This window comes from Zobellia roscoffensis (genome assembly GCF_015330165.1).
GTDB classification, from domain to species: Bacteria; Bacteroidota; Bacteroidia; order Flavobacteriales; family Flavobacteriaceae; genus Zobellia; species Zobellia roscoffensis.
This window is the reverse complement of record NZ_JADDXT010000002.1, coordinates 3060033-3074194: the sequence shown is the minus strand read 5'-3', so window position 1 is coordinate 3074194 and position 14162 is coordinate 3060033. Positions and strand designations below refer to the sequence as shown.

Annotated in this window: 8 protein-coding genes; 4 read left to right on the top strand and 4 right to left on the bottom strand. The window is 39.5% G+C overall.

Annotated elements, in window-relative coordinates:
- Nucleotide 1 precedes the first annotated feature (1 nt).
- From IWC72_RS12745 to IWC72_RS12730, 4 genes are all read left to right on the top strand, one after another.
- Nucleotides 2–1447, top strand: coding sequence for a sulfatase family protein (locus IWC72_RS12745; protein WP_194526549.1), 1446 nt, complete (start codon nt 2–4; stop codon nt 1445–1447).
- Nucleotides 1448–1661: 214 nt separating this feature from the next.
- On the top strand, nt 1662–2765 hold the full coding sequence (locus IWC72_RS12740; RefSeq protein ID WP_194530010.1) for a glycoside hydrolase family 88/105 protein: 1104 nt from the start codon (nt 1662–1664) through the stop codon (nt 2763–2765).
- 26 nt (nt 2766–2791) lie between these two features.
- Nucleotides 2792–4708 carry a hypothetical protein gene (locus tag IWC72_RS12735; protein WP_194530009.1) on the top strand — a complete coding sequence of 639 codons (1917 nt, stop codon included), beginning with the start codon at nt 2792–2794 and terminating at the stop codon, nt 4706–4708.
- A 21-nt stretch (nt 4709–4729) separates the two neighbouring features.
- A complete protein-coding gene (locus tag IWC72_RS12730) occupies nt 4730–6253 on the top strand; it encodes a sulfatase (RefSeq protein WP_194530008.1) in 1524 nt (507 codons plus the stop codon).
- A gap of 216 nt (nt 6254–6469) precedes the next feature.
- On the opposite strand, the gene IWC72_RS12725 is transcribed toward IWC72_RS12730, so the two are convergent.
- The 4 genes from IWC72_RS12725 to IWC72_RS12710 form a co-directional block, all read right to left on the bottom strand.
- Nucleotides 6470–7657, bottom strand: a complete 1188-nt coding sequence (locus IWC72_RS12725) for an alginate lyase family protein (protein ID WP_226979556.1) — start codon at nt 7655–7657, stop codon at nt 6470–6472.
- A 98-nt stretch (nt 7658–7755) separates the two neighbouring features.
- Nucleotides 7756–9093, bottom strand: coding sequence for a Gfo/Idh/MocA family protein (locus IWC72_RS12720; RefSeq protein ID WP_194526545.1), 1338 nt, complete (start codon nt 9091–9093; stop codon nt 7756–7758).
- A gap of 2 nt (nt 9094–9095) precedes the next feature.
- A complete protein-coding gene (locus IWC72_RS12715) occupies nt 9096–10475 on the bottom strand; it encodes a 3-keto-disaccharide hydrolase (RefSeq protein ID WP_194526544.1) in 1380 nt (459 codons plus the stop codon).
- A gap of 43 nt (nt 10476–10518) precedes the next feature.
- Nucleotides 10519–14046, bottom strand: a complete 3528-nt coding sequence (locus IWC72_RS12710; protein WP_194530007.1) for a sulfatase-like hydrolase/transferase — start codon at nt 14044–14046, stop codon at nt 10519–10521.
- Nucleotides 14047–14162: the final 116 nt, after the last annotated feature.

The window sequence follows — 14162 nt, the reverse complement described above, 5'->3', positions numbered from 1 at the left end:
TATGAAAAAAATATGCTATTCTATTTTTGCAGCAGTTTTAATTGCCTTTAGTTCCTGCAGCGAAAACAAGAAGGATACTTCTGCAAAGTCTGAAAACACCAGTCCCCCAAATGTACTAGTAATCCTAACAGACCAATGGCGAGCTCAAGCCACGAGCTATGCTGGAGACCCGAATGTAAACACTCCTAATCTAGATGAACTGGCCAAGACAAGTGTAAACTTCAAAAATGCAGTATCCGGTATGCCGGTATGTTCCCCCTTTAGGGCTTCACTTTTAACCGGGCAACGCCCATTGACCCATGGGGTCTTTATGAACGATGTACAATTAGACACCAATGCGGTAACCATTGCCAAAGTATTTAACAAAGAAGGTTATGATACCGGTTATATTGGTAAATGGCATTTAGATGGTCGCGGGAGGCTACAAAATGTTGCTCCCGGTAAAAGAAGACAAGGATTCAAATTTTGGAAGGGTAATGAATGCACCCATAATTACAATAAATCTGTGTACTACGATAATGATGACCCCGATAGAAAAATTTGGGACGGTTATGATACTTTTGAACAGACCGATACCGCCATTGACTATCTTAAAGAAAAAAAATCTTCGAATAGTCCTTTTATGATGATTCTTTCTTACGGCACGCCCCATGCGCCATACCATACGGCACCGGAGAAATATAGAAATCGGTTTGATCCGGATAAAATTCAATTACGGAAAAATGTCCCTGATAGTCTCAACGCACGGGCTAAAAAAGATCTAGCTGGCTACTATGCCCATATCGCCGCAATTGACGATATGATCGGAAAGCTGATCAGTAACCTGAAAAACACTGGTAAATATGAAAACACTATTATTGTTTTCACCTCAGATCATGGTGATTTACTAGGCTCTCATGGGGCATATAAAAAGCAACAACCCTATGAAGAATCGGCCCGAGTCCCAATGCTATTCCATATTCCCCAAAACCTAAGAATTTCAATAGGAGAGCGAGCTGCATTGATGAATTCCGAAGACATTATGCCTACCCTTTTAGGGCTTTGTGACATTTCAATTCCAACTACTGTAGAAGGAATAAACTACAGACCTTATTTGGAAGGGAAGGAACAGGTAGGTGACGCCACATTACTTACATGCGTACAACCTTTTGGACAATGGAACAAGGTACAGCATGGCGCTAGGGAATATAGAGCTATAAAGACCCAACGATACACATATGCTAGGGGCTTAACAGGACCATGGCTCCTTTTTGACAATAAAATAGACCCTTATCAACTGAATAACCTTGTGGGCAATGAAGGGTATACTTCTGTGCAAGATGACATGGAGAAATTGTTGTATCAAAGATTAGAAGAAACGGGAGATGAATTTCTTCCCGGGCTGGCATATATTAAAAAATGGGGGTATTCTATTGATGAAACAGGCACGGTCCCCTATACACATTAAATCGCAATAATCCCTTCTATCAAACTAAGGACAGCTCGAAAGAGCTGCCTTTTATTCTTAGAAAAACGTTCCAATATATAGGGATGACAGGATAGCACAGGATGCAAATTCCCCAAAACCCCACTAAAATTGTTCTCGCATTCGTGCTCCTTTTCTTTTTAAAAATTGAAGCATCACATCCGGTGTTTTTGAATAAAATTACAAAGTCAATCCTATGAAAACAATCAAATTACTACTCGTCACTTTTTTTACTATTCACTTCTGCAGTGCCCAAAAAGTAAATCCCAAAGAAGTAAAAGACATAATGAAAAAGGTGGCTGACTGGCAAATGGATCACATCAATGACAGTTATAGCAATAAAAAACCTCACCACCCTCTACATTGGACAAACGGAGCGCTGTATGTTGGAATGGCCAAATGGGCAGAAATGGCCGACGATGATACCTACTACAATTGGTTGAAGGGAATTGGCAATCAAAATAAATGGCAACTACACGAACGAAAATATCACGCAGATGACCATACTGTTGGCCGAATGTACGCTGCATTATATAGAAAATACAACCAAAAAGAAATGTTGGACCCTACTATAGAACAATTTAACTTTCTTATGCACCATCCCGCTAATACCAAATTGAATTGGGCCACCCCCTACCACCAAGATCGTTGGAACTGGTGCGATGCTCTTTTTATGTCCCCACCTGTTTGGGCCGATTTGTATAATATAACCGGAGAACAAAAATATTTGGATTTCATGTTTGAAGAATACAAAGCTACTACTGAATTCTTGTTTGATGAGGAGGAGCACTTGTATTATAGAGATGAAAGATTTAAAGACAAATTAGACAATGGGACTAAAGTATTTTGGGGACGAGGTAATGGTTGGGTCTACGCTGGCCTAGCCGATATTTTATCGAATTTAAAACCTAAAACCAAGGAATATGAATACTTCTTGGATATATATAAAAAAATGTCCGCAAAACTTCTTGAATTACAGACTCCAAAAGGACATTGGGCAATGAGCTTATTGGGCCAAGAATTCTATCCAACACCAGAGACCAGCGGTTCATCCTTTTTTGTTTATGGCCTAACCTGGGGTATTAATAACGGAATATTAAAAAGTAACGATTATAAAAAAGCCGCAATCAAAGGATGGAACGCCATGACAAGTTACGTTAATGATAATGGTATGCTGGGCTATGTTCAACCCATTGGTGCCGCTCCTGGCAATGCTAGTCCGGATAAGACGGAGGTATACGGTACTGGGGCCTTTTTAAGTGCAGGCTCCGAAATTTATAAAATGACCACTGATAAGTAGAAAAGGTAACCAAAAAATCAGGTCAAATGAAACGAAAAGATTTTTTACAACTCTCTAGCCTAGGCACCGCTGGTCTTACCCTATCTATGGGGCCATGGTTAAATTCATGTTCCGATAAGGTTACCAAAGAACATTCTTTAGAGTTTAAAAAACTCGTTTACGATCTTTTAAAAGATTGGTGCGATGGACTTATCCAAACACAAATTATTAATACGGACGACCCCAAAGTACATGGTATGTTCAAATGTCCAGCATGTAACAAGGTCCACGGACGAATGATGGATGCCGTTTATCCTTTACTGGCTATGGCAAAGTATACAGGCGAACAAAAATATCTCAATTCAGGTATTGCCGTGATGGAGTGGGCCGAAAATGTAACATTGCCTAGTGGAGCGTGGTCCAACGATCTTAACCCAAAATCCTGGAACGGTATCACGGTGTTTGGAGCCATTTCTTTGGCAGAAGCTTTACAATACCACGGAGATTTGCTTGACGAAGAACGACGTGCAAGATGGGTGGATAGATTGGCGAGAGCTGCAGATTTTGTTTACAGGAAATTCCCAACTATGGATGTGACCAACGTAAATTACGGGGCCACTACCATTTATGCTCTCAACCTTATCGGTAAGATGCTCAATAAGCCGGAATACCTATCTCGTAGCAAAGAACTGGCGGAAGCTATAAAAACCTATTTCACAAAACCTAATAATTTTTTATATGGTGAAATAAAACCAAGTGCACATAAGCTAAGTGCCAAAGGATTAAAAGGCATAGACTTAGGCTATAACGTGGAGGAATCGTTGAACAATATTGTACTATATGCCGTTCATGAAAACGACACCGAACTTCTTGAGCTTTTGGATAAATCCCTAAGTACCCATTTAGAATTTATGTTACCCGATGGGGGTTGGGACAATGGTTGGGGAACACGAATGTTTAAATGGACGTATTGGGGCAGCCGCACTTGTGATGGTAGTCAACCTGCATTGGCACTTATGGCCAATCGTAATCCCGCCTTGGGCACGGCCGCAGTAAAATATACCGAATTATTGAGACGCTGTACCCACAACGGATTGTTACATGGTGGTATTCATTATACTTCATACGGTATAAAACCTTGTATACACCATACCTTTGCACATACTAAACCATTGGCACATTTATTGGATAATTGGCACGAACTACCTAAAATAAACACTGCCACTCCCCTACCTAGAAGTACTGCCGATGGTATAAAACACTATAAGGAAATAGACACAAGTCTTTTTTCCCGTGGCAATTGGAGAGGAACCGTAACTGCCTATGACGCCATCTACAAAGATGGGTATTACCGTCAGGCTACCGGAGGGGCTTTGTCATTATTGTATCATACCAAAGTAGGGCTTTTGTTAGCTGCAAGTATGGCTAAATATAAGTTGGTAGAGCCATTAAACCAACAACCCAACCCAGGAGAAGATTTTCCGTTTACACCAAGGATAGAAACCATGCATAATGATAAATGGAACTCTAATATATTTGATCGTGCCGCAACTATTTCGTCCAAAGACACCAATGGACAGATTCTAATAAATACGCAGTGCCAATTAAAAAATGAATACAACCAAGCTGTTGAAAGCACTGCTTCGGACTTTGATTTAACCTATGAATGTTCAGAAAGTTCGCTACGAATTATAGCTAAAACCAATCAAAAAGTTATTTCTAAAACCGCTTTTGTACTACCTATTATTTCTCCTTCCGGCGAGACGGTTGCCCAACATAGTACAAATGAGATTACCGTACAAAAACCGGAAGGTTTGGTTAAAATCACTTCAAATGTTCCCCTCACCATAAAAGAAACGCCTAAAGAACGAATCTTTAATATGGTCCCTGGCGCGGAAGCTGTACCTATAATAGCCTATTTTGACATAGAATCAGAGGTAGAACTAACAATTGAAATTATCTAAAGGCCCTATAAAATTCACCTTATGAAAAATGGAGCATTTTTCGTCTTTGCCCTAAGTTTATTGTGTTTATCCGCCTGTAAGGAGGAAGAAAAAACAGAAAAAATTGTAAAACCAGATCATCCCAACGTTTTGTTCATTGCTGTAGATGATTTAAATAATATGCTTGGAGTACTCGATAAGTTCTCTGGCACCAAAACCCCCAATATTGATCGTTTGGCCTCTAGAGGGGTAATTTTTTCAGACGCACACTGCCAAGCCCCCTTATGCGGTCCTTCAAGAGCTTCATTAATGACAGGCCTACGCCCATCAACAACCGGTATTTATGGCATGATATCCGATGAAAAGATACGTTCGGAAAACAATTCCGCAACACAGGATATTATAATGCTTCCCGAATACTTTAAGAAAAACGGCTATCATACCATGGGTATTGGCAAGTTGTTCCATACGCATGCTCCTAATGGAGTTTTTGATGAATCTGGAGGGAGGGAGAAAGGTTTTGGACCTTATCCAGAGAAACGATTTGTATGGGATGGTTTCGGTTCCTCGGACCGCAAGAAATACGGAAGAACAAGTACGGACTGGGGTGCTTTTCCCGAAGCAGACTCTTTGATGCCCGACCACCAATCCGTGAATTGGGTCAACGAGCGACTAAAGAAAACCTACGACCGTCCTTTTTTTATGGGAATAGGTTTTTTACGGGTTCATGTTCCTCTTTATGTGCCTCAAAAATGGTTTGATCTCCATCCGTTGGATAGTATAAAAACTAGACCTTATCGGGCAGATGATTTAAACGATGTTCCTCCCGTAGCATTAAAAATAAACGATTTACCAATGATGCCCTCTACAGATTGGGCCATTAAAAGTGGGGAATGGCCAAAAATCATTCAGGCATATTTGGCTTGTATCAGCTATGTGGATTACGAAATTGGAAGACTGTTAGATACGCTTGATGAAAGTGGACACGCCAATAATACCGTTATTGTTCTTTGGTCCGATCATGGCTACCGCTTAGGAGAAAAAAGTACCTTTGCCAAGCACGCCCTTTGGAATGCAGCTACCGAAACTCCCTTATTATTTGTGGCACCCGATTTACCAAAAGGGAAAGTAATAGATAAACCCGCAGAGCTATTGTCTATTTACCCTACTCTTTTGGAGCTGTGCGGACTACCAGCCTATGAAAGAAACGAGGGTAAAAGTCTTGTTCCCTTGATGAACGACAACGATCTAGACCCTCAATTTGCAATAACAACTTTTGGAATGAACAATCATGCCGTCAAGTCCAAACAGTTTAGATACATTCGCTACGAAGATGGAACGGAAGAATTATATGATCATAAAAATGACCCGAATGAGTTTATTAATCTAGCTAACAACCCTGACTATCAAAACACTACAACTCTTTTAAAAAAGAAAATACCCACTAACAATACCATTTGGGACAATAATTCATCCTATACTTTTCAACCCTATTTTGTTGAACAAAAGGCAAGAACAAATGGCAGTGATGCAACAGATGTAAAAGTAATTGGGGCTCCGCGGTAATGTAGTGCTTTCAAATATAAAATAGCTCAATTAGAATAACCATTATGCAAATTTTCCTGGATAATGAAGAGTAATTCAACGAGGTTTTTTTATATTAATACCTCGGGTCATCCTATGTAACTTTTACACTAAGCCACACGACCTAATGCCATTAGAGGTAATAATTTGTTTCATTCATATAAAAAATACATGAAACCCTTTTGGTTTTATAGGCACCTAATCAAAAAACCAAATTATGGGATGCCTAACCGGAAGGTTGCGTATAACCTCGGAATGCAAAGGGTATTCGGGCAATTTTAAATACGTGTCTATATATTCCTGTTTATCAAACGCCATTGCCGTGAACAAAAGTGATGGATGACGCACTGGCCATTCATTCCAAATATAAATATCCTGTTCGAAAGGCCATTTTGATTTGTCGGCTATAAAGGGATAAATAAATTCTATTCCCTGTTTCAATGATTTGCCATTTGGAGTGCTGTATTCAAAAAGATTATCATCTTGAGTAGAAAGTATTTGAGCTAACGTGCAAAAAGCATCAATATTAAAAAGTGAATACCCAAATGGTTTAGTTCGGACAAGTTCCAGTGGAAAACTGCCATTTTTAGCCATTTGCTCCGGTAACAGTATTTCTTTGAATCGATTGGTACAGAGCTCTATAATTCTTTCGTTTTCGGTTAATGTTGCCAAAGAGGCCGCAGTAACGGCCCAGCAGGTACCATGGTTATTCTTCCAGTTCATTTCTGAAATTCCATATTCATGTTCGGTCATCCATTTTAAAAATCTTCCAAACCAGTTTTTTAGTTTTTTTGCCTGATTATCCGGTATAGCTCCTTTTTTAGAGAGAACTTTAATGCTCTGTGCGACCTCAACAAAATGATACGCATCAATTAACCCAATGCCCCTACCGGTAACCTTACCGTATATCGCCTGAGCGTAAAGCATGTGTGGATTCATCATGGTATCATCCTCAACAAACCAAGCATTTAGGTGTTCCAAGGCCTTATCGACGTAAACTTTTTCTTCTGTAAGCAACCAAGCGGATGTTAGCGTACCCACTATTTCACTCAATCGTATCATAGCCAAACGATGAGCCACAAAATTATCCGGATTTGTCTGTCCGTCTTTTTGGATATAGGGTCCTTCTGGACTATTGGGATCGGGCCACCAATAATCCCCTTCAGAATAAAAATCATGTACGCTTCCGGCACTTCGCTTACAAAACGCATCGGTAACGGTAACCGGTACCGAAGTCAAAAAAGCTTTGGCTCTGGCCACTTCCATATGTCCAATGGACCTTATAACGTTTTCCTCAACCGAATTGGAAGTATTAATTGTAATGCTGCCAAGATGTAATAGACCACATAACATAGTAATCAGTATGAAAAAAACCTTTTTCATCATAATAATTTTCTTCGCTGCAAAGATTTTATTCGTTTTCCTTGTTATTCCTTATAAAGAAACAACATAACCCAACGTTCAGTAAATGTTACCAATTACAATTATAGACTAAGCTCCCAACCCTTAGCATATTCCCTTCCCCATAAAGCCAATGCTTTACGATCTAGCATTCTACCCGTTTTCGGGTCTATATCAAAACCGTTTCCAATTCTATAAGCTACATTACCAAAATGAACCAATGCCATGCTTTTTGAGGCATCATCTATAGGTGCTTGTAAAGTTTCCTTACCTCTAATGGCGTTGAAAAAATTACCTACATGTATGGTGCTCATTCCTCCACCGCCACCAAGCTCTAATCCACCTTCCTTGGTTTTGGCCTTGACCGTTTCTACTAAGTTCCCCTCACGATCATACAACTTATATAAATCACGGTTTACATACACACTGCCTTCGCTACCGTAAATAATAGTACCACGTCCACCGCCATAGGTTCCATATCCGTTTCTACTCTTTCCGTCCCATTTAATAGTGGTATTGTTATCGAACTTAAATGTAGCCTCCATGGTATCGTACATCTCCCAACCATCATCAACAAAGGAAGATTTAATGCCATCTGCCTCCACATGATTTGGAAAATCTACTTGTAGGGCCCAACGTGCTACATCTAGCTCGTGTGTACCGTTATTTCCCAATTCTGCGGTACCGTAATTCCATCCATACCAGTGCCAATTGTAATTCCATGTCTCCGAAGTATAATCACGGCGAACAGCAGGACCTTGAAACAATTCCCAGTCTAGCCCTGTAGGTACTGGAGCAGCTTTTTGATGCGGCACCTCTCCCCGTTTACTACTAAAGAAGGCAACTGCCTTGTATGGCTTACCTATTACGCCATCATGAATTTGCTTGATAATATCTATACTATGCTGAGCAGAACGTTGTTGGTTACCCATCTGCACCACTCTATCATATTTTTTCTGCGCAGCAACGAGCAGTTCGTTTTCGGCCATGTTATGACTACAAGGCTTTTCAACATATACATGTTTTCCTTCTTTTAATGCCATTATGGAACCCGGAGCATGCCAGTGATCAGGGGTTAGATTAAATAGTGCATCTACCTTTTTATCTTCAAGCACCTTTCTTATATCATTTTCCAGTTTTGGAGTATACCCCAAACGAGGAGTCATTTCTTTTGCGGCTTTTACACGCTGGCTCTCCATAACATCACAAAGGTAAACTAGCTCCACATTATTACTCTTTAATTCTACCGGAGCATATATGGCACCAACCCGACGGCCCAAACCAGCAATGGCTACTTGGATTCTATCATTGGCCCCCATAACTTTTCTATAACTCTTAGCGGATAAGCTGGAACTTCCTAGTATAGCACCCGTAGTTCCCAAGGCCGTTTTCTGAATAAAACTTCTTCTAGATGTTTTCATTATTACAATTCTTTGATTTTTATATTCTTATAATATACTTCGTCCCCGTGGTCCTGTAGTAGAATATTGCCCGTTGTGGCCTCACCAAAATTAGGCCAATCCTTATACTTACTGGTCGCCACCAAATCTTTCCATTCTTGGCCGCTCCTGTTGTACCTAACAACTAGAATACCGTTAAGGTAGTGCTCTACATTGTCACCTTTTACCACAATACGCGCTCGGTTCCATTCATATTTATTCACCCTTTTTTTAGTAGACTCATCAGGATTAAAATTATGGGCATTTGCAGGAATCAAATCATAGAGTGAAGCTAACGTTCGATTGCCATTTTTACCTTTCTTTGCATCTGGATGTAGCTCATCGTCCAAAATTTGGTATTCACATCCAATTGACGAACCCTTACCTTTATTCAAGTCTGTATCTACAAAATATTTAATACCACTATTGGCCCCTTTGGTAATCTTAAAATCTACCTCCATCTCAAAATTACCATATTTTTTAACGGTTACAATATCTCCGCCGTTTTCAGATTCCGCACCCCCAGCATCAGCAACTATTAATTCTCCGTTAGCTATAGACCATCCTTCGGATGGAAACCGAGAAAGCTTGGCCCCACGCCAACCATTAGTTGTTTTGCCATCCCAAAGCAACTGCCAACCTTCTGATTTTTCCCTTTCTGTCAGCTTATTTTTTAGATAGCTATTTTGAACAATTTTCTTTTCTGTCTTCGTTCTGTGCTGGTCTAAATTAGTAGTGCAAATTTGAATATTCTTAAATTTTACCTGACGTCCGTTCAATCTTTCCGGGCAAGAATGCACTTGTAAACCAATAAAACCAGATGCATCCATATCATCAATTACATCAGCTGTTTGAACACCATTAACCCATACCCTCAAATTATTTCCAATGGCTTCGATACGACAAGTATTCCATGAATTTAATTTAAAAGCATCTTTTGCCTCAGGATTTCTTTCCAAATTATATATCCAACCTCTACGTGCTTCATCAAAAATGCCTCCCGTCCATTTCCTAGGTGACGGGTCCATCTCCATTTGATATCCATGCACTCTACCGTCTCTATATTCGGGATTACTTTGCGCCCTGAACATAACACCGGAATTCGTTTCTTCTCCTAAATATGTATCAAAAGTGAGTATAAAGTCGTTATAAGACTCTTTAGTACACAAAAATGTATTTGGGGTTCCTGAAGTATAAGTACCTACTATGACACCATCCTCTACGGTAAATGGAGCGGTACCATTCTTTATTTCCCATCCTTCAAGATTCTTTCCATTGAACAATGGGACAAAATCACTTGCCATCGGCGAAAAGGAAAACAAACTAATGGTTAGAAACAATAAGCTTATAACAAAATTTTTCATAGTTTTTTTAATCTTATATAGTTTATATCTTTCTGTTTCTTTCTTAAAATGAATTTATTTTTAGCTGAATGGTATGCTTTCCGGGCGAAAGTCTAATCGACTCAAAAGCGGATGGTACTTTTTCACCATTGTGGATAAAATCTTTTCCTTCTAAATTGTTTAATGAAAATTCAGCCACCATGTTTCCTGGTATTTCAATTTCATAAGTTTGAAGTCTGGGACCATTATGTGTATATGTTCCTTTAATTGTTCCTCGTACCGTAGGTACTTCAATAGTGCTTGATTTCAACTTGCTCATTTGAGGTTTAATAGTAGCAATTGCAAATCCCGGCGTTTTAGGCTTTATACCCCATAGTCCCCTTGGGATAACATTTGCAGGGACGGCACCCCAAGCGTGGTTCCAGTCCAAATTATTTTTGTATTTATTATCCCATGACTCTAGAGTTATGGTAGATCCAATACGAATCATGTTGTACCAACTTCTATCGCTGGTATCGGTCAATAATTGCAGGGCATAATCCTCTTCTCCAGCATTATATAATCCATCCATCAAGAATTGAGAGCCATAAACACTACACGCCATGCCTCGAGATTTTACATAATTCACAACAGATTCATAATTCTCTTCTGGAACCAAACCAAAGGCCAAGGGCATCATGTTGGCATGCAATGACGCATGGTCTGTACCAATACCATCTACATAAACACCTCTTTCTTTATCGAACATTTGCTCGTTAACCGCTTTTTTTGCCTTGGCAGCCCGTAATTCAAAATCCATCACTTCTTGGGTCTTGCCAAGAATGCGGGCAAACTCTACCATGATTTTCATATTCTCATAGAAGAATGAATTGATTACCGTACTATAGGGCCTAAATACAAAACCATCAAGTTCGCCGGGGGTGGTACTACCATTAAAATTTGGCGGTGGCCAATCTACAATATCCGTTAGGGGCTTCTTGTAACCATCACTAAAACCTAGCTTTCGCATAAAGTCACGGTCCACCTTCGTAGAAGTTATCAAACCATCTTCATTCGATAGTTCGTAAAGTGTTTTGTGTTTTAAGGCTTCGTAATAACGTTCTATCAATTCAGTATTGCCGGTGTACATATAGTCGGCATAAATCAATAAAGCTACATGTTGTTGCCATTCCGTAGGCCATGTCGGGTTCTTCATGAAATACTCAATAGTCCGCCTTCCGATGGCAAACTCCCTATCCGTCGTATAATGGCTTAACTGATTTAGATATGCATCGGCCTCGTAGGGAATACGTTCGCGGTCTCCGTCAACATATAGTCCATTAAAGGTAGTTGCCTTAATGGAGTACTTGCACAGGTCCCAAACTTGATTCAAAATATCATCATTACTTTTAAAACTACTCGCTTCCTCATCCCAATAGGTATGGAAGGCAAGCTGTTCAACATCATCTGCCGAAATAGACTCTTGAGCACCCTCAATTTCTGCATATCTGAAGGGTACAAGCGGTGGAAATCCATCTGGCAGGGGAATTGCTTTATTAGGTCTTGTATTTCTTTCGTTTGTTTGAACTTGTATTTGATACTTTGTTTGACCTGGTTTTACATTAACCTCTATCTCTTGATAACGAATGTTACTCTTTTTCGGAGGGGTTCTGTTCACATTACCTTTATCATCGACCATTTCCCCAACTCTAACCGTTAAGGTGTGTGGTGTTTTGGCCGTGTAGTTAAAATCCATGGTGGCAAAAGCAGCTTTTCCGAAGTCGATAAAATAAAAATCTCCTTTGTTTTCAAATTTTACGGGTTTGATTTTGCTTGTAACGAACTTGTTTTCAGTCGAAATGATGTAACTGTCACTTTTTCCTGTAGTAAATTTTTGTACTTCGGAATACTCTACCAAACGGTTTTCTTCTTCCCAGATACGAACCTTCCAATAGTAGGTTTTCCCTATTTCTAAAGGATTACCTCCATATATTACATTTGTTGATGCCGATGAGCGTACTTGCCCACTATCCCAGATGTCGCCATTATTGTTGTCGATATTTCCTTTATCCGAAGCTACCAAAATTTGATAGGCAGATTGAAACTTTGAACCTAATGGAACGGTCCATCCGAATTCGGGTTCCAAATCAAAAACTTCAACTTCGGTTTCCGGAGAGCGAATCAACTCAACGGTCAAATCCGTTGGCGCTGCTCTATTGGCATCACTATTTTTAGTAATCAAGACATCCGTAGACTTCCTGAACGCATCCATTTTTTCAGCATAAGCTGGGTCTTTTGCAAGATTATTGATTTCCTTAGGGTCTTTTTTAAGGTCATAAAGTTCCTCTATGGATTTATCGTTGACATATCTAAAATACTTCCAATCTTTTGTACGAACTCCTTCACTGGGAGGAATGCTCTCAAACTCCCAAATATGCTCAATAAGCACAGTATCGCGTTCAAGGTTCTTTGTCTGTTTTGCAACTATCGGCATTAAACTTTTACCATGCCATGCTTTTGGCTGTCCAACTCCAGCAAGGTCTAAAATAGTAGAAGGCACATCTATATTTAAAGCTAAGGCCTCACTATCTTTCTGTTTTTTCACCCTTGGATCAAAGACTATTAGGGGTACCCGAACGGAATTATCATATAACAACCATTTACCAGCTAACTGTCGCTCTCCTAAAAAATAACCATTATCACCCATTAAAATAATAACCGTGTTTTCTGCAAGACCTTTTTTTTCTAGTTCCAAACGGATTTTGGCAATTTCACGATCTATTCCTGAGATCATTCTATAATACCCTTTTACACTATGCTGGTATTTTTCAGGGGTATCATACCTCCAGGTCCATCGTAAACGGTTAAAGCCTTCACGTACAAATTTAGGTTGGGCTTCAAAGTATTTATCGTCACTTAAATCTGCTTCGGGCATATTCATATTCTGAAGTAAAGCATCTGACTCTCCTTGCCAGAAGTACTGGTCCTGCGCGGGATCGTGTGCGTGAGGCGCGCTAAAACTCAAAGAAAGACAAAAGGGTTTATCCGTTTTTACATCTGCAATAAAATCTATTGCTTTTTGACCCGTATATCGTGTTAAATGAACCGTATCCTTACCTAACGTTTTATAATAATAACCACGCTTGTCTTTATATTCATTATTTCGATCATAAGACTCATATTGATCAAATTGGTTTTCTAGATTATCATAGCGGACTCCGTATTTACCATAAAAACCGGTGAAATATCCATTCTCTTTTAAAATGGAAGAATAAGATTCTGCCATATAAGACTCTCTTATATTCCCAGTTTGAAAATTGAAATTATGTGTACGTTCATAAAGCCCAGTTAAAATACTAGCCCTGCTCGCTGCACAAATTGGTGTGGTCACCATAGCGTTCTTAAAATAGGTGCCTTCTTTGGCCAACTTATCCATTTCTGGGGTAGATATAAGTTTATTCCCAGCATAACCCAAAGCATCAAAACGCTGATCATCTGTTAGAATAAAAATGATATTAGGTTTTTTGGCGTTCTGTTCGTTTTTGGTCATTTGTGCCTTTGCTGAAAGAAGACACATGCAAAGTAAAATTGCAGCAAAAATTCTTGTTCTCATAAAATTAGATGTTTACCCAACTCAAAGAAATAAATGTTTTGAACAGGGATAGGTAATGAAAAAAATCTTCATCAAACTTATGTGTTATAGTATCATTACCCATCCTGTGCTGTCCT

Coding starts and splice junctions, on each gene's coding strand:
- IWC72_RS12745 (WP_194526549.1), top strand. CDS start 2: ATGAAAAAAATATGCTATTCTATTTTTGCAGCAGTTTTAATTGCCTTT.
- IWC72_RS12740 (WP_194530010.1), top strand. CDS start 1,662: ATGAAAACAATCAAATTACTACTCGTCACTTTTTTTACTATTCACTTC.
- IWC72_RS12735 (WP_194530009.1), top strand. CDS start 2,792: ATGAAACGAAAAGATTTTTTACAACTCTCTAGCCTAGGCACCGCTGGT.
- IWC72_RS12730 (WP_194530008.1), top strand. CDS start 4,730: ATGAAAAATGGAGCATTTTTCGTCTTTGCCCTAAGTTTATTGTGTTTA.
- IWC72_RS12725 (WP_226979556.1), bottom strand. CDS start 7,657: ATGATGAAAAAGGTTTTTTTCATACTGATTACTATGTTATGTGGTCTA.
- IWC72_RS12720 (WP_194526545.1), bottom strand. CDS start 9,093: ATGAAAACATCTAGAAGAAGTTTTATTCAGAAAACGGCCTTGGGAACT.
- IWC72_RS12715 (WP_194526544.1), bottom strand. CDS start 10,475: ATGAAAAATTTTGTTATAAGCTTATTGTTTCTAACCATTAGTTTGTTT.
- IWC72_RS12710 (WP_194530007.1), bottom strand. CDS start 14,046: ATGAGAACAAGAATTTTTGCTGCAATTTTACTTTGCATGTGTCTTCTT.